Source organism: Cobetia crustatorum (assembly GCF_000591415.1).
Lineage (GTDB): Bacteria > Pseudomonadota > Gammaproteobacteria > Pseudomonadales > Halomonadaceae > Cobetia > Cobetia crustatorum.
The window spans coordinates 1-18,338 of sequence record NZ_JEMF01000008.1 but is presented as its reverse complement, the minus strand read 5'-3'; the positions used below and the strand labels follow the sequence as shown (position 1 = coordinate 18,338).

The 18,338-nt window shown below is 62.1% G+C and carries 10 protein-coding genes; 9 read left to right on the top strand and 1 reads right to left on the bottom strand.

Translation table 11 applies throughout. The features are described 5' to 3' along the window. Window positions 1-23 precede the first annotated feature (23 nt). The 7 genes from recC (at window position 24) to BF12_RS0101570 (ending at window position 14,341) form a co-directional block, all read left to right on the top strand. A complete protein-coding gene (gene recC, locus BF12_RS18195; protein ID WP_051510651.1) occupies window positions 24-2,537 on the top strand; it encodes an exodeoxyribonuclease V subunit gamma in 2,514 nt (837 codons plus the stop codon). After that, the gene (locus BF12_RS22160) at window positions 2,534-3,712 is read left to right on the top strand and encodes a hypothetical protein (RefSeq protein ID WP_035158566.1); all 1,179 of its coding nucleotides are present in this window, start codon (window positions 2,534-2,536) and stop codon (window positions 3,710-3,712) included. The genes recC and BF12_RS22160 overlap by 4 nt, the downstream gene beginning before the upstream one ends. Then, window positions 3,709-7,920: an exodeoxyribonuclease V subunit beta gene (gene recB, locus BF12_RS0101590; protein ID WP_084487919.1), complete on the top strand. Its 4,212-nt coding sequence runs from the start codon at window positions 3,709-3,711 to the stop codon at window positions 7,918-7,920. Before BF12_RS22160 ends, recB begins: the two co-directional genes overlap by 4 nt. Then, window positions 7,913-10,075, top strand: a complete 2,163-nt coding sequence (gene recD / locus BF12_RS0101585; RefSeq protein ID WP_024950735.1) for an exodeoxyribonuclease V subunit alpha — start codon at window positions 7,913-7,915, stop codon at window positions 10,073-10,075. Before recB ends, recD begins: the two co-directional genes overlap by 8 nt. A 76-nt stretch (window positions 10,076-10,151) precedes the next feature. Then, the gene (gene nosP, locus BF12_RS0101580; RefSeq protein WP_024950734.1) at window positions 10,152-11,378 is read left to right on the top strand and encodes a nitric oxide-sensing protein NosP; all 1,227 of its coding nucleotides are present in this window, start codon (window positions 10,152-10,154) and stop codon (window positions 11,376-11,378) included. Then, window positions 11,371-12,864, top strand: coding sequence for an ATP-binding response regulator (locus BF12_RS0101575; RefSeq protein WP_024950733.1), 1,494 nt, complete (start codon window positions 11,371-11,373; stop codon window positions 12,862-12,864). The genes nosP and BF12_RS0101575 overlap by 8 nt, the downstream gene beginning before the upstream one ends. A 157-nt stretch (window positions 12,865-13,021) precedes the next feature. Then, entirely contained in the window at window positions 13,022-14,341 is a 1,320-nt protein-coding gene (locus BF12_RS0101570) for an Nramp family divalent metal transporter (protein ID WP_246116435.1), read from the top strand. 63 nt (window positions 14,342-14,404) lie between these two features. On the opposite strand, the gene BF12_RS0101565 is transcribed toward BF12_RS0101570, so the two are convergent. Further along, window positions 14,405-15,205, bottom strand: coding sequence for a response regulator (locus tag BF12_RS0101565; RefSeq protein WP_024950731.1), 801 nt, complete (start codon window positions 15,203-15,205; stop codon window positions 14,405-14,407). Window positions 15,206-15,596: 391 nt separating this feature from the next. Here BF12_RS0101565 and exaC point away from each other — a divergent pair, with 391 nt between their 5' ends. Further along, the gene (exaC, locus tag BF12_RS0101560; RefSeq protein WP_024950730.1) at window positions 15,597-17,117 is read left to right on the top strand and encodes an acetaldehyde dehydrogenase ExaC; all 1,521 of its coding nucleotides are present in this window, start codon (window positions 15,597-15,599) and stop codon (window positions 17,115-17,117) included. A 149-nt stretch (window positions 17,118-17,266) separates the two neighbouring features. Next, window positions 17,267-18,295 (top strand): alcohol dehydrogenase AdhP, encoded by a 1,029-nt coding sequence (gene adhP / locus BF12_RS0101555; protein WP_024950729.1) that lies wholly within the window; start codon window positions 17,267-17,269, stop codon window positions 18,293-18,295. The last annotated feature ends 43 nt before the right edge of the window (window positions 18,296-18,338 follow it).

The following is an 18,338-nucleotide window of genomic DNA, read 5'->3' as shown; positions in this document are numbered from 1 at the left end:
ATCGCCGCGATAGGAGAAGACTGTTGCCTGCGCTGCCCGAAGGGCCAGAGGCAGAGCGTCAGCAGTGGCAGCTGGCCTGTCAGCTGGCTGATCTGTTTGATCAATATCTCAACTATCGTCCCGAGTGGGTGCGCAGCTGGGAAAGCGGGCTGGAGGATGACGGCTTCCGCGATGCTTTCGCACGCCAGCAAGCGGCGGGTCAGTTGCCTGCTGGTCTGCTGCCCGACAATCTGCCCGCCAGCCAGCACTGGCAGCCTGCGCTATGGCGAGCAGTGCTGGCTGATGCCCCGCAGAGCTGTCGCCAACATCACCGTGCCTCGTTGCATGGTCGTTTCGTGGCAGCGGCGCGAGCGCTCGAGACATTGCCCTCGACGCGCCGCCACCCCTTGCCACCGCGGCTGTTCGTGTTCGGTATTTCGGCGCTGCCGGGCCAGACGTTGGATGCACTCCATGCGTTGTCTGGGGTGATGGACATCTATCTGATGATCACCAATCCCTGTCGCCATTACTGGGGCGATATCGTCTCTGATCGTGAGGCGGTACGCCGCAGTCTGCGCGCCGACGCGAACAACGAGCGCATCGCCCAGCAACGTGCACGCCATCCCGAGGCGCCAGCGTTGATCGGGCTGGCAGATGAAGAATTGCACCTCAAGGCCAATCCGCTGCTGGCAGGCCTTGGCGCTCAAGGACGTGACTTCATCGTCAGCCTGTATGAATTCGAGAGTGCGCTGTCGGGGCGTGACAGCGGCTTTGATCTTGAGCTGGATGTCTTCGTGCCGCGGATTGCAGAAGACATGTTGCCCTCGCATGCGCCGCTGCTGCATCAGATTCAGGACGAGATTCTGGAGCTGGTCCATCCCGGTGAACGAGCGCTGGAGGAAGGCGAGCCGCGTCTGCTCGACAGTGGCGACGATTCCATCAGTCTGGTCAGCGCACACTCAGCGCTGCGCGAAGTCGAGATTCTCCACGACCGTCTGCTGGCGGCGTTCGAGCGCGCCAGTGAAGCACAGCAGCGTGGAGAGGGTGAGCTATTGCGCCCACGTGACATCCTGGTGATGGTGCCGGATATCGATCAATACGCACCCTATATCGAGGCGGTATTCGGCCAGCTGGCACCGGGCAATCCGCGTCATATACCTTTCACGATTGCCGACCGCGTCGCCAGTCAGGCCAATCCGCTGCTGGGGTTGGTACTGATGCTGCTGGAGCTGCCGGAGCGTCGTCTGGGCGTCAGCGAAGTGCTGGATGCGCTCGACGTGGCCGCCTTCCGGCGCCGTTTCGCCATCGAGGAGGGCGAGCTTGAACGCCTGCGGCGCTGGCTGGCGGATAGCGGCGTGCGCTGGGGACTCTCCGGTGAGCATCGTGAGCGACTCGGCTTCATGCCACTGGACGAGAACAGCTGGCGCTTCGGGCTGGAACGCATGCTGCTGGGCTACGCCACGGGCGCGGTGGCGTCCGGCGGGCCGGCTTATGGTGAGCTGGGTGATGAGCAGAGCGACGGCCAGATCGACGGTCTTATGGATATGGACGGCCTGAGCTTTGACGGCGTCGTGCCCTTTGATGAAGTGGCAGGGCTTGAGGCAGAGCTGGCAGGCAAGCTGGCGGAGCTGATCGAGCGTCTGGACCACTGGCGGCAGCTGCTTGATACCGCGCGTGCGCCTGCCGAATGGGCAACCACGCTGCAGCAACTGTGGGACGAGAGTCTGAGCGCTGACAGTGCCGAGGAATTCGACATTCTCGCGCGCTTGCAGGCCGCGTTATCGCGTCTCGACAAGGGATGGCAGCAAGCCGATTACCACGCGCCGCTATCACTCAAGGTCGTGCGTGAGGCACTGCGGAGCGAACTGGACAACGGCGGCCTGGCGCAGCGTTTCCTGGCTGGGCGCGTCAACTTCGCCACGCTGATGCCGATGCGCGCGATCCCCTTCCGGGAAGTACACTTGCTGGGCATGAACGACGGTGACTATCCGCGTGTGCGCATGCCACAGGATTTCGACTTGATGGCCAGTCGGCCGCAGCCGGGCGATCGCTCGCGGCGTGACGATGATCGCTACCTGTTCCTCGAGGCGTTGCTGTCAGCGCGTGATCGGTTGTCAGTGTCATGGGTCGGGCGTGACCAGCGTGACAACGGCGAGCGGCCCCCCTCGGTGCTGGTCGGTGAACTGCTCGACTATATAGAGCTGGGCTGGACGCCGGAGAATGCCACTCAGGATATCTCGCGCGAGGTTGCACTGCGTGCACGCCTGGTGACCGAGCATCCTCTGCAGCCATTCTCGCGGCGCTATTTCTTCAATACCACTGATGGCATATCCCGTCAGGGCCACGGCGGTTCAGATGTGGACAGCCTGGTACGGACAGTTCAGGCGCGGCTAGCTTGTCTACCTATGAATCCAGCTGGGCGAGTCTGCATGCCGCATCGGTATCAGAACCATCAGCGCCGTCAGCTCCATCAGCGACAGATACGTCATCCGCCGCTGTCTCTACACTGCCTTCGGCTCTGGCCCAGCTGGCTGAACAGGCGGCTGATCAGCATGTGAAGCTCGGTGCTGATGCACTAACGCGTTTCTTGCGTCGTCCTTGGCAGCTGGGGCTGGACCGCCTCGGCGTGCGCTTCAAGAATGCCGAAGTGCCGGATGAAGATAATGAACCCTTCACTCCGGATGGGCTGGAAAACTTCACGCTGACCCGTGAGCTGCTTGATTCTGCGCTCGCCGGTCAATCATTGCCGCTGGCGGCTGAGCGGCTGCGTCGTGCCGGCCGCCTGCCGGCACTCGGCTTTGCAGATGCACTGATTGAACCGCGTCTCAAGCGATTGGAGCAGCAGCTCACCAGCTGGCGTGATCAGCTGGGCGATGCCATCTCGCTGCCACCGCGTACGCTCGAGGTACCGCTGGTGGTTCACGATACTGCCGGCGTGCGCCAGCGCGTGACGCTGACCACGCGTCTGACCAGCTGTCAGCAATTGCCGGATGATGCTGACGGTGAAAGCCATCTGCTGGCGACGCTGGAGGCTACCCACTTCGGCACGCTCAAGGAAGGCAAGGAGGGCCGTTACAAGCGACTCGGCAAGCCGCATCGACTGCTGTCCGGATATCTTGACTGGCTGATGGCCAATGCACGGCACGGCCTTGGAAAGACCATCAGCGAGGCGACTGACACGCGCAGTGGCGGCTATCAGTGGCTGGCTGTCTTTGAAGACCGTTGGCTGCTATTCCCTGCGCTACGTATCGAGCAGGCCGAAGCAGTGCTGCGTCAGCTGGTCAGTGGCTATGCCCAGGGCTGGCAGGCGCCCCAGGCGGCGGCCCTCGAGCTGGCGGTAACGGCGTGGCAGGTACTGGAGGGCGAAGACCGCACAGCGCTCTTCAGTGCGCTGAGGTTCGCTGATCCTGAGGCTGACGTCCGCCTTGAAGAGGCGGCAGCGGCCATCGGCAAGCCGTGGCTTGGTACCACGCTTGAGCGCGCGATGGAAACGCGCTTCATGGAAGATACCTTCAAGGGTCCGCAAGCCTTGCGTCGTCAGGAAGGCGCGCTTGGCGAACTGTGGCCTGAATTCAGCCACTTTTCTCGCGCTGATGGCATGGTGCGCAGCCTGCGTCTCTATCAGCCACTGATCGAGACCATGATCTCGGCGCGCCAGGGAGTACTCGGCGAGCGCGCGGTAGACCTCTCGGCACAAGACGCTGCTGCCAGCACACAAGGTGAGTCGTCATGAGCGAGCGAACAGTCGAACGGGCCGCCATGAACGAACAGCTAAACGGAAAGGGGAACATCATGGAGGCAGTACAGGGTCAGGCCCTCGACATTCCTGCGCTACCGCTGGTGGGGCAGCATCTGATCGAGGCCAGTGCCGGTACTGGCAAGACCTTCACACTTGCCGCGCTTTACGTGCGGCTGGTGCTTGGCCCGCTGCCCGGACAAGAGGCCGGCGTCAGCTATCCGCGTGCGCTGACACCGGCGGAGATTCTGGTGGTGACCTTTACCGAGGCCGCCACCGCTGAGCTGCGAGACCGCATTCGTGCCCGCCTCAAGCAGGCGCGTGAAGTGTTGCTGGGGCGCGCGAGTCCAGATCCGATTCTGGCGCAGTTGCTGGCGCCGCTGGCGAATGTTGCTCCTGATCAGGTGGCCAGCCTTCGGGCGGGTGCGGCTCGTCGTCTCGATCAGGCCGCACGTCTGATGGATGAAGCCGCCATCTTCACGATTCACGGCTTCTGCCAGCGCATGCTCAGCCGCCATGCCTTCGATGCCGGTGGGCGTTTCGGCGCTGAACTATTGCAGGATGGCCAGTCGCTGCTGGCACGCTGCGTCGAGGATTACTGGCGTTGCGAATTTTATCCGCTGGCGCGCGAATGGCAGGCGCTGATTCGGGGTCGCTGGGCAGGCCCTGAAGCATTGGGTGACGAAGTGCGTGGCCTGTTGCGCGATGGCATGCCGCGTCCGCTCTATCGTGATGGCGAGCGTCTGGAAGCACCGGCCGTACTGAGCGAGCTGCTGGGCAGTGCCGAAGGCTGGCGTCAGCAACAGCAGGCTGCCCGTCGCGCGGTTGAAGGCAGCTTTGATGAGCAGAGCATCCGCGACGTCATGCAGCAGGCGTTTGCCCACAAGGCGCTGAACGGCAACAGTTACAAGGCCATCGAACTTGACGCGCGCATCGATGCGACGGCGACCTGGCTGGCCAGTGGTGAGCAGGACTTTCATGAAGAGATGCTCGACAGCAAGAAGCTCTGCTGGCTGAGCCAGGCCAAGCTGGAGAAGGGCACCAAGAAAGGCTGCCAGACACCGCGTCATGATTTCTTCACTGCACTCGACATGCTGGCGGAGGTGCCGGAGCCCGACACCATGCTGTTGGACCAGGTCGCCGTGCATGCACGTGATCGGGTGGCGGAATCGCTGGTGCGCGAGAAGCGACGGTTGGGGCTATGGGAGTTCTCGGACCTGCTCAATGATCTCGATCATGCGTTGGACCCCGCACTCAACGGAGCTGCCAGCCAGCGGTTGGCCAGTCAGATTCGTCAGGAGTTGCCGGTGGCGATGATCGATGAGTTCCAGGACACCGACCCTGTCCAGTACCGCATCTTCCGTCGCATCTATCCGCAGGCCGCCGGTAGCGAGTCTGATGAGGGCTTGGACGAGGGGTTGGATAAGGGCTTGGGCGATAGCGAGACGCCGCCAAGCACCCTGATGATGATCGGGGACCCCAAGCAGGCCATCTACGCCTTCCGAGGTGCCGATATCGATACCTATCTGGCGGCGCGGCGGGCCACGACCTCGCGCTTCACGCTGCCACGCAACTTCCGCTCCAGTGCGGCGATGGTGGCGGCGGTCAATGCGCTGTTCGCTCAGCATGTCGCGCCCTTTGGCAGCGAGGACATTCCCTTTCAGTCGGTCGAGGCCCAGGGCACGCGCACGCGACTGGTAATGCGTCACCCTGATGGCCGTGAAGACGCGGCCAGTGCGCTCACGCTCTGGTGGGCCGGTGGCGAGCGACTCAGTGCCGAGAATCACCGTCGTGACATGAGCCGCGCCTGTCGCACCCAGATTCAGGCATTGCTGGAAGGTGCGTCTTCCCTTGAGCGCGGGGAGCCGGGGCTGGTGTTCGTCAATGAACAGGGTGATGCCCCACGCGGCGTGGCGGCCAGCGATATCGCCGTGCTGGTGCGTAATGGTCGCGAAGCCGCTGCCATTCGTGGCGCACTGGCCGAGGGCGGTATCCGCAGCGTCTATCTGAGTGAGAAAAGCTCGGTATTCGATACGCCGGAAGCCTTCGAGTTGCTGCAGTTGTTCGAGGCCGTAGCGCATCCGCGTGATGATCGCCGTCTGCGCGCGGCACTGGCGACCCGTCTGCTGGCAGATGACCTGTCATTGGTCGAGCATCTCGCCGTCGATGAGCTGGCCTGGGAGCGCGAGGTCGAGCGCTTTGACGGCTATCACCGTGACTGGCAGCGGCGCGGGGTGCTGCCGATGTTGCGTGGCGTGATGCGTGATTTTCGAGTCGGCGAGCGACTGGCCGCACGAGCGGGCGGGGAGCGTGCACTGACCGATGTGCTGCATCTGGGTGAGCTGGCGCAGAATGCCGCCCAGCGGCTTGATGGTGAACAGGCGCTGCTGCGCTGGTGGCATCAGGCGCTGGAATCCGGTCACGAGGCACTCGATAGCGACAGCCTCAGTCAGCGGCTGGAAAGCGACGAGGGGCTGGTGCGTGTCGTCACCATCCACAAGTCCAAGGGACTTGAGTACCCGATCGTGATGCTGCCGTTCATGGCCAGCTTCCGCGCAGCCGAGCCCGACAGGAATTTCGGGCTGCTGAACCTCAAGCAACGCTGGCTGACGCCGTCAGGCACTAGTGCTGACGATGATGATCAGTCGCCATCAGCAGCGCAGAGACGGGATCAGGACGAGGCGCTCGACGACAGCATTCTGGTCAAGAAGCCTTCCAAGGAAGCTATTGCCGCTGCCGACAACGCACGCTTGATGGAAGACGTCCGGCTGCTGTATGTGGCGTTGACGCGTCCCAAATTTGCCTGCTGGCTGGGGCTGGCGCCGATCGGCAAGGGCGGTTTCAGCAAGCAGCTCAGTCTGCCATTCACCGCCATCGGCTATCTGCTGGGCTTGAACGAGACGCCAGAGGTCAACGCCAGCGGTGTCGAAGCGGCGCTACGTGGCTGGTGTGATCAGCAAGGGGTAGAGCTTGCGCAGTTGTCTGCCTTGCCCGAGGTGCCACGTCACACCTATCGCGCGCCGGCTGAGCGTGACCAGCATTTCTCGGGGGCGCGTCACTTCGCGGGCGGTATCGAGGATGACTGGTGGATCGCCTCCTATACCGCGTTGCTGACGGATGCACGCCAGGTGACTGCACTGCCGGTCGATGATGCACTTCATGACCAGGCCCATGACAAGACCCACGCCGAGACTAGCGAGCAGAGACTCGACAGTGAGCGTGCCCCCGAAGGGGCAACCGAGCTTGCCCTGGAAGAGGGTGAGCGCGGCCTGACACGGCCAGACCGTGAGGTAGTGGGTCAGTCGGGCCCGCTGCTGTCGGGCGGTCTGCCGATGACGGTCGGCGAGATAAACCTGCATGACTTCCCGCGCGGGCCACGGCCCGGCACCTTCCTGCATGGTTTGTTGGAAGCGGTTGATCTCGATCGTCTCGGCGATGAGGACTACCACGCGGAGCTGGCACACCTGGTGGGGTCTCGCCTGCACTTTGGCGGCTTCGATGCCAGCTGGCAGCCACGGCTGCTCGACTGGCTCGAACACGCCTTGACGCGTCCGCTGAGCGGCTTTGAGGGCGAGCCCATCCTGCTCAATCGACTGGAGGCCTGGCAGCCGGAGCTGGAATTCTGGCTCCCGGCAGTCCATGCGCGCAGCGTGCCGCTAGATGCGCTGGTCACGGCGCTTGAGCCGCTGCCGCGCTCGCGGCCCAGACTCGCACCGCGTCGTATGCATGGCATGCTCAAGGGCTTCATCGATCTCACCTTCCAGTCGGGTGGTCGTTGGTACGTGCTGGACTGGAAGTCGAACTATCTGGGCGAGCGTCCGGAAGATTATCTGGGCGAGTCGTTGGCCCGCGCGATGGTCGAACATCGCTACGACCTGCAATACGTGCTCTACACCTTGGCGCTGCATCGTCTGCTCAAGGCGCGTCTCGGCGAATACGACTATGCACGCGACATGGGCGGCGTGCTGTATGTCTTCCTGCGTGGATTGGATGCCGGTGGCGCTACGCGCGAAGGCCTGACGACGCCCGACGCAGCGACGCCTGGCGTCTTTCAGCGCAGACCCTCGCAAGCCTTGATCGAGGCATTGGATGCCTGGCTGGGCGGTGATAGCGCGGCACTCGACACATTGCTGGACGCTGCGGCCCGTGCGCCGCTGGCACCAGATGAAAGCGACACTTTCCTGCAGGGAGCGCTCGATGTCTGACGCCAACACACGACTATCGACGATGACACCGCGTGATGCCTTGCTCACCACGCTCGGCTTCTGGGTCGAACTGGGCTGGCTGCGGCGCGTCGATGCCCACCTGGTGCGCTTCATGGCACGGCACGTCGCTGATGCCCCGGCCAGTGTATTGCTGGCGGCAGCGCTGGCCAGCCATCAGCTGGGGCGTGGCCATGTGTGCCTCTCGCTCTCGCGTGCGCTGGCTGAACCACGGGCCACGCTGTCACTGCCGCCACTGGAACACACCCAGGCGCAGATCAATGAGGCCAGCGTGACGCTGCCCGAGGCATTTCTGGCTGACGTGACGGTCGAGAGTTGGGGCGAAGCACTGGCGGCCTCCTCGCTGGTCACGGTGTTGGCGCAGGCGGATGCTCCCGCGGGCCATCTGCCGCTGCGACCGCTGGTATTGGTTGGTGAGCGACTCTATCTGCGTCGCTACTGGCAGGCGGAGCGTGCGGTGGCAGCAGGTCTGCGCGCCCGCATGGGGCCAGAATCAGAGTCATCGCCAGAGGGCAAGCATGTCGTCAGTGACGCATTGGGCGCGCGTTTGCGTGAATTGTTTGCCACCAACCAGCCAGATCCGCACGGCGAACCTGACTGGCAGAAACTGGCCTGTGCGTTGGCGTTGCGTCAGCGGTTGACGGTGATTTCCGGTGGCCCCGGCACTGGCAAGACCACCACCGTGACGCGCTTGCTGGCGTTGTTGCAGGCGCAGGCATTGGGTGAGGGGGCTGATGACAATGACGGTGCCAGTCATCACGGCGGTGATGACGACAAGGGTGAAAGTGCTGACCAAGGCGAGAGACGACCGCTGGAGATCCGGCTGGTCGCCCCGACCGGCAAGGCCGCGGCGCGATTGTCAGAGTCCATCCGCGGTGCGGTCGCCAAGTTGGGCGTGTCAGAGACCGTTCGTGCTGCCATCCCGCGTGAGGCCAGTACCGTGCATCGCCTGCTGGGCGCACGACCGGACTCGCGTCACTTCCGCCATCATGCCGGCAATCCTCTCGCGCTCGATCTGCTGGTGGTTGATGAAGCTTCGATGGTCGATCTCGATCTGATGGCGGCGCTGTTGGGCGCCTTGCCAGCGCATGCGCGCCTGATTCTGCTCGGCGACAAGGACCAGCTGGCCTCGGTGGAGGCGGGGGCAGTACTCGGAGATCTCTGTGAGCATGCCTTGCCGCCGCGATATTCACCGGCGCTGTGCGCTGATCTGACACGCCTGACGGGGGAGTCTCTGCAGGCGGTGATGGCGAATTCAGACGCGTCACTTGTGTCTTCGCTCGAATCCTCGCAAGACGAGTCGGCGGCTGCTCAGGGTCGACTGGGCGATCATGTCGTCGTGTTGCAGAAGAGTTATCGCTTCGCGGCTGACAGTGGCATTGGTGCATTGGCGCGCGCCAGCAATGACGGTGATCGTCAGGCGCTACGTGCGGCATGGAAAACCGGTTTCAGCGACATCGCCTGGTTGAGTCTCAATGGCCCGGAAGATCGTGCGCTGGAACAGTTGATCGTGAACGGTTATCGGCCCGCGTTGGAAGCCGTGCGCGACAGGCGCCCTGCACGTGAGGTGATCGACCTGCTGCTGGAGTTCCAGTTGCTGTGCGCATTGCGCAAGGGGCCGTATGGCGTGGATGGCCTCAATGCACGCGTGGCGCGGGTACTGATGCGCCGCGGGCTGATCGGTGATGAGCGTGGCTGGTATGCGGGCAGGCCGGTGATGGTCACGCGCAACGACCGCGCGCTTGGCCTCTACAACGGTGATGTCGGCATCACGTTGCCTGATCCTGCCGCTGGCGGGCGTCTGCGGGTGTTCTTCCCGATCGAGGAAGAGACAGCAGGGGAGGCATCTGCGTTGGAGGTGCCCAGCTTCCACCATGGCGTACGTGCGGTATTGCCTTCGCGACTCGAGGCGGTGGAGACGGTCTTCGCGATGACGGTCCACAAGTCGCAGGGTTCCGAGTTCCGGCATGTGTTATTCGTGCTACCAGAGGGGGCCAATCCGATCCTGACCCGTGAGCTGGTCTATACCGGCATCACGCGCGCCAAGTCGCGAGTCACGCTGGCCGGCACGCGCCGCGAGACGCTGGAAGGGGCGATCGAGCGGCGCGTGGTGCGCGCCAGTGGACTGGTGCTGTAAGCCGTACTGGATCCGGCAGACGTACCTTCAGCAGACGTACCTTCAGCAGGAGCGCATCCAAACACGGAGAGGCTAGATGACATGTCGTAGCAGACCAGGGCAGGACGCACAGGCGCGGGATGATCGTCATGCGGCACCATTGGCCACGGCGTTCAGCCATCAGAGTGACCCCGTGACAGCGGTGGAGGAGCTGGCGCTTCAGCTTGATGAGCAGCTTGGTGATCGTGGTCGTCTCGGGGGCGTGCTGTTCTTCTGCTCGGCGGATTATCCGCTTGCGGAGCTGGGGCAGGCGTTGGCCGCCACCTTCGGGGCGGTCACCGTGAGTGGCTGTACCACGGCAGGCGAGATCACTCCGCAAGGCTATGCGCGTGGCTCCATCGTCGCCATCGGCTTTGCATGTGGTGACTTTGCCCTCGCGCAGGTGTTGATCGAAGATCTGTGCGGCTTTGATCTGCCGCGGGCCCAGTCGCTGACCGACGATCTCTTGGCACATTGTCGTGCCCAGGCGGTCGCGCCCGTGACGGGCCACAGCTTTGCGTTGACGCTGCTTGACGGGCTGTCGAGCAGTGAAGAGCAGGTGCTGGCGACATTGGACGCCGCTCTGGGCAGCATTCCCGGCTTTGGCGGTTCGGCTGGTGACGACAATCGCCTTGCGCATACCTACGTCTACGCCGACGGTCGTTTTCATGATCAGGCGGCGGTGGTGGTGTTGATCAACACGCATCTGCCGTTCGAAGTCATCAGCACGCACCATCTGGCCCCCTTGGCAGACAAGTTGGTGGTGACGGCGGTGGACCGCGATACCCGCCGTGTATTGGAGCTGAATGCTGCGCCTGCCGCCGAGGAATATGCGCGTCTGGCCGGTGTGACGTCTGATGCGCTGGAGGAGGCGGTATTCGCGCGTTGTCCTCTCGCGGTGCGCATTGGCGAGGCGCATTACGTGCGCTCCATCCAGCGCGTGAACGCCGATGCCAGTCTGACCTTCTACTGCGCCGTCGAGACCGGCATCGTACTGACCGCGATGCAAGCCACGCCGATTCTTGCGCAGCTGGAGCATCAGCTGGCCGAGATCGAGGCGCGGCTAGGCGCACCGCTGATCACGATCGGCTGTGATTGTTTTCTGCGCCGCATGGAAATCGATGCACTGGGAATCAGCGATGAAGCCTCGCAGCTGCTGCGTCGTCATCGCGTGATCGGCTTCAATACCTACGGCGAACAACATCACGGCATGCACATCAACCAGACCTTCACGGGTGTGGTGATCGGTCAGCCACCCGCTGGCGACGGTACGCGGGATGAATAACTCGACGGAGGCGCTCCATGAAGCACTGGCTGCGCTGCAGGTGCGCAATCAGCGCTTGGAGAAGATCAACGCTGCGCTGATCGAGCGCGTCGAGTCGAGCAATCTGTCGCCGAGTGCACCCTACGCGGCCTTTGAGCACGCGGTATTGCTGGCGGAGCAGGTGCGCGAACGCACTGATACCTTGCACCGCACGCTGGATGAACTGGGAGCACTCAATCGCCGCCTGACAGCCGCCAAGGCAGAAGCCGAAGCGGCCAATCATTCCAAGACGCGCTTTCTGGCCGCCATCAGCCATGACTTGTTGCAGCCGCTGAATGCAGCGCGGCTGTTTGCCAGTGCGCTCGAGGAGCGGCTGTCGCTTGCTGGCACTGCAAGCCATTCCACCAGCGATGCGGAACCGCGTGAGTTGATCCAGCGCTTGAGTCGTTCATTGAATGACGTCGAAGGGTTGCTCGGTACGCTGGTGGACATCTCGCGATTGGATGCCGGCGTGCTCACGCCAGATATCACCACCTTCCGTGCCCGTGAACTGCTGGATGTACTGGCCGAGGAATATCGCCAGCTGGGGGCCGCGCGTGGGCTTGAGCTTCACTATGTAGCAAGCGAGGTCATGGTGGCTTCTGATCTCCAGCTGTTGGCGCGCGTGGTGCGCAACTTCTTGAGCAATGCGCTGCGCTATGTTCCTGAAGCACATGTCCCTGAATCACATGCTGATGAATCGGACCGGGGTGATAGCGCCCAGGGCGGGCGGGTGCTGTTGGGATGTCGGCGGCGTGGTGATTGGCTGGAAATCACGGTCGCTGACAACGGGCCCGGCGTCGAGGACTGTCAGCGCGAGGCGATCTTCCTTGAATTCCGCCGTGCGGCGCGCGGTCATGATCCCGAGCAACGTGGGCTGGGATTGGGGTTGGCGATCGTCAAGCGCATCACGGGCCTGCTGGAGCATCCGCTGTCGCTCGATTCGATTGCCGGTCGCGGAGCGGCCTTTGCGATTCGCGTACCGATCGTGGCATCGCCATGTGTTGACGTCATGGCGTCGTCCGCTTTACCGGCGAACCTGTCAGTCCCGCTGACACGGCCGCTTGAAAATACCGTTATCTGGGTAATCGACGATGACCGCGATGTGCTCGCCGGCATGCAGTCACTGTTGGCGGGCTGGGGCGCGAGCGTTCACTGCGCGGTGTCGCGTGAGGCATTGCTGGCGCAACAGGACGCGGTATCACCTGATCTCCTGATCGTCGACTATCAGCTGGGTGACGATCAGCCGGATGGTCTTGTGCAGGCGCAGGCGTTGTGTGAGCGATGTCCCACGCTGCCCGTGGTGGTGATCAGCGCTGATCATGCGGCAGCGCTGAAAGCGCAGGCCAGAGCACTCGGTTTTGGTTTTCTGCTCAAGCCAGTCAAGCCATTACGGCTACGCCAACTGTTGGTGAATCAGTTAGGCCACACGGAAAACGGAAAGGCGGGGCGTCAAGATCAGGCATAGCAGATGACTATTGAGCAGCATGCTTAATTATAATGAGAATTGATCGTATCTTGGGTGTATGCTCATGGCATATCCTTCCGCATATCGTATTGAATCGTTTCTTGTATTGTCTTGCGGACCATTGATCTGACAGGTTTATCCCCCCATGTTTAATGTCATGTCTGATAGTACCGTACGTCATGCCGCCAGCCTGTCACTGAGCAGTGCAGGTGAAGCGTCTTCATCCGACTCTTCATCTCGGCCCGGGACGTCTGGCCCGGCATCGGGTCGCATCCGGCGCGCCTTGCCTTTCATGGGGCCGGCGATGATTGCCGCCGTGGCCTACATCGATCCCGGTAACTTCGCGACCAATATCGAAGCGGGTTCACGCTACGGCTATACCCTGCTGTGGGTAGTGCTGTGGGCCAACCTGATGGCGATGTTGATCCAGACGCTGTCAGCACGGCTGGGGCTTGCCACCGGTCAGAATCTGGCCGAAGTGATTCGGGCGCGCTTTCCGCGGCCACTGGTGTGGGCCTTCTGGGTGCAAGCTGAAATCGTTGCCATCGCCACTGATCTGGCCGAGTTTCTCGGCGCGGCGCTGGCCTTCAATCTATTGTTCGGCCTCAGCATGCTGGAAGGCGCGCTGCTGACCGGCGCCATCACCTATGGTGTGCTGGTGATGCAGCGTTACGGCTTCCGCATGATGGAGATGATCATCGGGGCGATGATTCTGGCTGTCTCGGCGGGTTTCCTGCTCGAGATCATCCTCAGTCGTCCGCCAGTCGAGCCGATCATCTATGGCCTGCTGACCCCCAGCTTCCCCGACAGTCATGCCATCTTTCTCGCTGCCGGCATTCTCGGCGCGACCGTGATGCCGCACGTGATCTACCTGCATTCAGCCCTATCGCAGAATCGTATTCGGGTTCGTGACAGCGGTGAGCGTCGTCGTGTGATGGGCTACTACCGTCTCGATGTCATCATTGGCATGGCGTTGGCAGGGCTGATCAATCTGGCGATGCTGGTGCTAGCGGCCAAGGTCTTTCATGGTAACGGCGAAACGGGCGTGGCCTCCATCACCGAGAGTTACAAGCTGTTGTCGCCGCTGATGGGTCATGACGCTGCCAGCCTGATCTTCGGCTTCACGCTGCTGTTGGCGGGCCTGTCATCGTCCATCGTCGGGACGCTGTCCGGGCAGGTAGTGATGCAGGGCTTCGTCAACTTCCGTATCCCGATGTGGCTGCGTCGTGTGATCACCATGGCCCCCGCGATTGCCATCATTCTGATTGGCCTGCCGGAACAGCAGGTGCTGGTCGCCAGTCAGGTGGTGCTGAGTTTCGGGATTCCCTTCGCGCTGGTGCCGCTGTTGATGTTCACCGCCAATCGCAAGCTGATGGGTGATCTGGTCAACCGTCATTGGGTGACGGCAATGGGGATTCTGGTCGCTGCCATCATCATCATGCTCAACGGCTATGTGCTGGTGGGAGAGTTGCTGTAACTCGCATGTCGCGTCGGCCGCTCACGCCCCTGCGGCTCACCCACGAACGCCCCAATCTGCTTCTCACTCGTGAGGAGTCGGTTGGGGCGTTTTGCATGATGAAGAAGGTGAAGGCGGTGCTGAACCCAATGCACGACTGGCGATCAGAATCGCTTGCACGCGACTGGAGACGCCCAGTTTGCGCAGGATGGCGGACACATGCGTCTTGACGGTGGTTTCCGCCACGCCCAGCTGCCAGGCAATCATCTTGTTGGATTCCCCCAGCACCATGCGCTGCAGCACGCCGCGTTGCTTGCCGGTCAGTGCCTGCCAATGCACCAGAAAGTCCGTGTCGCTCATGGCGGGAATGAGAGGTGGGCTTGTTGGCCTGGGGCTTGCTGACCTGGATGCCGAGTCAGCAGCGTCATCACGCATGGGAGGGCGCGGCATGCTGGTACGCATCAGACTGGCAGGTACATGAATCTCGCCCGCCAGCATGCGTGTCAATGCTTCACGCAGCGCCTCCGCCGAGGTGGACTTGGAGAGATAGCCGACCGCGCCAAGCGTCAGCGCTTCCAGCACCGTGGCGCGCTCCTCATGGGCAGAGAGAATCGCTACTGGCAGCCAGTCTGCCTCGGCCCGCAGACGAGTCAGGCCGTCCAGGCCATGACTGTCGGGAAGGTCAAGATCCAGCAGTACCAGATCGAGAGTGTCGGCGTTCGCTTCGATCACTGCCAGCGCTTCACCAAGGCTGGCGGCTTCCAGTAGTTCACATGCAAGCACGGCTTCTTTCTGCGCAGCCAATGGCGACGTCTGTGCGCTCAGCGTACGGCTGATGGCATCACGAAACAGCGGATGGTCATCCGCGATCAGCACACGGTACATGGTGGCTCCTTACCGGTGGAGAGGGGCTTCATTACCGCTGATGGCCCAGTGCTGAAGCTTAACGCCAAGATGCGGGAGGCGCCTTGCGGCCTTCGCGGTATGTGTTGTGGTCACGAATGGCAGCTACCTCCTCCCAAGGGATGAGGTTTCCTCCCTCCATGGCAGCATGTCGTCTTCGTACTCCTTGAACAACACTGAATGTGCATGTTTGCAGGCACCAGCACAGATCAACATTTTCCACTTGGCTGTCACACCTCAAGGCTCGTGCCGAACACTTGCATCCAAGCATTCAGAGTCAGTCCCATAACAACAGGTCGCTGATCTCGCCGCTTGTTCGCCTCACGCCAGAGTCGACAGCGTATCGCGAGCATCCGGCCAACAGGAGTTAGCCATGATCTATGCCTCCCCGGGCAGCGCAGATGCGCTCGTCACCTTCAAGGATACCTACGGCAACTTTATCGGTGGTCGCTTCGTCGAGCCGGTCAAAGGCCAGTACTTCGACAACATCAGCCCGGTCACGGGCGAGGTGTTCTGCCGTATCCCACGCTCAAGTGCAGAAGATATTGATCTCGCGCTGGATGCTGCCCACGCCGCCGCTGCTGCCTGGGGCAAGACCTCTGCCCAGGAGCGTTCCAATACCCTGCTCAAGATCGCGGACCGCATGGAGCAGAACCTTGAATTGCTGTCAGTTGCCGAGACATGGGACAACGGCAAGGCGGTGCGCGAGACGCTCAATGCCGACATTCCCCTAGCGATTGATCACTTCCGCTACTTTGCGGGCTGCCTGCGCTCTCAGGAAGGTACAGCTGCCGATATCGATGCCAATACTGTTTCCTATCACTTTCATGAGCCGCTGGGCGTGGTCGGGCAGATCATCCCGTGGAACTTCCCGATCCTGATGGCGACCTGGAAGCTGGCGCCTGCGCTGGCGGCCGGCAACTGCGTGGTGCTCAAGCCTGCCGAGCAGACCCCGGCCTCGATCCTGGTACTGGCAGAGCTGATCAATGACCTGCTGCCGGCGGGCGTGCTCAACATCGTCAACGGCTATGGCGCCGAGGCCGGACAGGCACTGGCCTCCAGCAAGCGTATCGCCAAGATCGCTTTTACCGGCTCCACGCCGGTCGGTTCGCACATTCTCAAGTGCGCCGCCGAGAACATCATTCCCTCCACGGTCGAGCTGGGCGGCAAGTCGCCCAACATCTACTTCGCCGACATCATGAATGCCGAGCCTGCCTTCATCGACAAGGCTGCTGAAGGCCTGGTGCTGGCATTTTTCAATCAGGGCGAAGTCTGTACCTGTCCGTCACGGGCACTGATTCAGGAAAGCATGTACGACGCCTTCATGGCCCGCGTGATGGAGCGTGTGAAGACCATCAAGCGCGGCAATCCACTGGATACCGAGGTTCAGGTCGGGGCGCAGGCCTCTCGTGAGCAATACGACAAGATCATGTCCTACATGGATGTCGCCCGCGAGGAGGGCGCTGAAGTACTGATCGGTGGTGGCAGCGAGTCACTGGAGAACGAGCTGGCCAACGGCTATTACATCCAGCCGACGCTGCTCAAGGGCCACAACAAGATGCGCGTCTTCCAGGAAGAGATCTTCGGGCCGGTCGTGGCCGTGACCACCTTCCGCGATGAGGCCGAGGCACTGGCCATCGCCAATGATACCGAGTTTGGTCTCGGGGCTGGCGTATGGAGCCGCGACATCAATGTCGCCTTCCGCATGGGGCGTGGCATTCAGGCCGGTCGCGTCTGGACCAACTGTTATCACCAATATCCCGCCCATGCTGCCTTCGGTGGCTACAAGAAGTCCGGTGTCGGCCGCGAAACCCACAAGATGGCACTGGAGCATTATCAGCAGACCAAGAACCTGCTCATCAGCTACGACATCAATCCGCTCGGTTTCTTCTAGACGACGTATGCTGGCGGCAGGTCGCTTTCATGATCTGGCGCAGAACAGCAGGCATCGCATTCAGTTTCAATGAGTCGTTTGACGCAACATGTCTCGATATCTCTGATCGATCTTTATTCGTGTTTTCCTGAAAGAGAAAGGAGTACGTCATGGATAGCAGCATGAAAGCCGCCGTGGTACGTGAATTCGGAGCACCGCTGGTCATCGAGGAAGTGGCGGTACCACGACCTGGACGTGGCGAGATTCTGGTTGAGGTCGCGGCCTCTGGGGTCTGTCATACCGATCTGCACGCCGCCCACGGCGACTGGCCGGTTCGGCCCAATCCGCCGTTCATTCCCGGTCATGAGGGTGTCGGGGTCATTGCCGCCATCGGCGAAGGTGTCACCCACGTCAAGGAAGGGGATCGTGTCGGAGTGCCGTGGCTCTATTCGGCATGTGGTCATTGCGAGCATTGCCTGGGCGGCTGGGAGACGCTGTGTGAAAGCCAGCAGAACACCGGTTATTCGGTCAACGGCGGCTTCGCGCAGTACACGCTGGCGGACGCGGGGTATGTCGGGCGCCTGCCAGATAGTGTCGGCTTCGTCGAGATCGCGCCGATACTGTGTGCCGGGGTGACGGTCTACAAGGGCTTGAAGATGACCGATACCCGCCCTGGGCAGTGGGTTGTCATTTCCGGTATCGGTGGGCTAGGGCATATGGCGGTGCAGTACGCACGCGCCATGGGATTGAACGTGGCGGCGGTCGATGTCGATGATGGCAAGCTGGCGCTGGCACGCCGCCTGGGCGCGACCGTCACCGTCAATGCGATGAAGGAAGACCCCGCGACCGTCATCAAACGTGAAATTGGCGGCGCACACGGTGCACTGGTCACGGCGGTCTCACCCAAGGCCTTCGATCAGGCGCAGAACATGCTGCGGCGTGGCGGCACCCTGGTGCTCAACGGCCTGCCGCCGGGCGACTTCCCGCTGCCGATCTTCTCGACCGTACTCAATGGCATCACGGTGCGTGGCTCCATCGTCGGGACGCGTCAAGACCTGCAGGAGGCGCTCGATTTCGCCGCCGAAGGCAAGGTCGCAGCGACAGTGCAGACGGGCAAGCTTGAAGATATCAACGAGATATTCGGCAAGATGATCGAGGGCAAGATTGAAGGGCGCATCGTGCTCGACATGAAGGCATAACCTACCGCCAGACATGAATAAGCCAGATACGACAACGCCAGCC

Coding starts and splice junctions, on each gene's coding strand:
- recB (WP_084487919.1), top strand. CDS start 3,709: ATGAGCGAGCGAACAGTCGAACGGGCCGCCATGAACGAACAGCTAAAC.
- recD (WP_024950735.1), top strand. CDS start 7,913: ATGTCTGACGCCAACACACGACTATCGACGATGACACCGCGTGATGCC.
- nosP (WP_024950734.1), top strand. CDS start 10,152: ATGACATGTCGTAGCAGACCAGGGCAGGACGCACAGGCGCGGGATGAT.
- BF12_RS0101575 (WP_024950733.1), top strand. CDS start 11,371: ATGAATAACTCGACGGAGGCGCTCCATGAAGCACTGGCTGCGCTGCAG.
- BF12_RS0101570 (WP_246116435.1), top strand. CDS start 13,022: ATGTCTGATAGTACCGTACGTCATGCCGCCAGCCTGTCACTGAGCAGT.
- BF12_RS0101565 (WP_024950731.1), bottom strand. CDS start 15,205: ATGTACCGTGTGCTGATCGCGGATGACCATCCGCTGTTTCGTGATGCC.
- exaC (WP_024950730.1), top strand. CDS start 15,597: ATGATCTATGCCTCCCCGGGCAGCGCAGATGCGCTCGTCACCTTCAAG.
- adhP (WP_024950729.1), top strand. CDS start 17,267: ATGGATAGCAGCATGAAAGCCGCCGTGGTACGTGAATTCGGAGCACCG.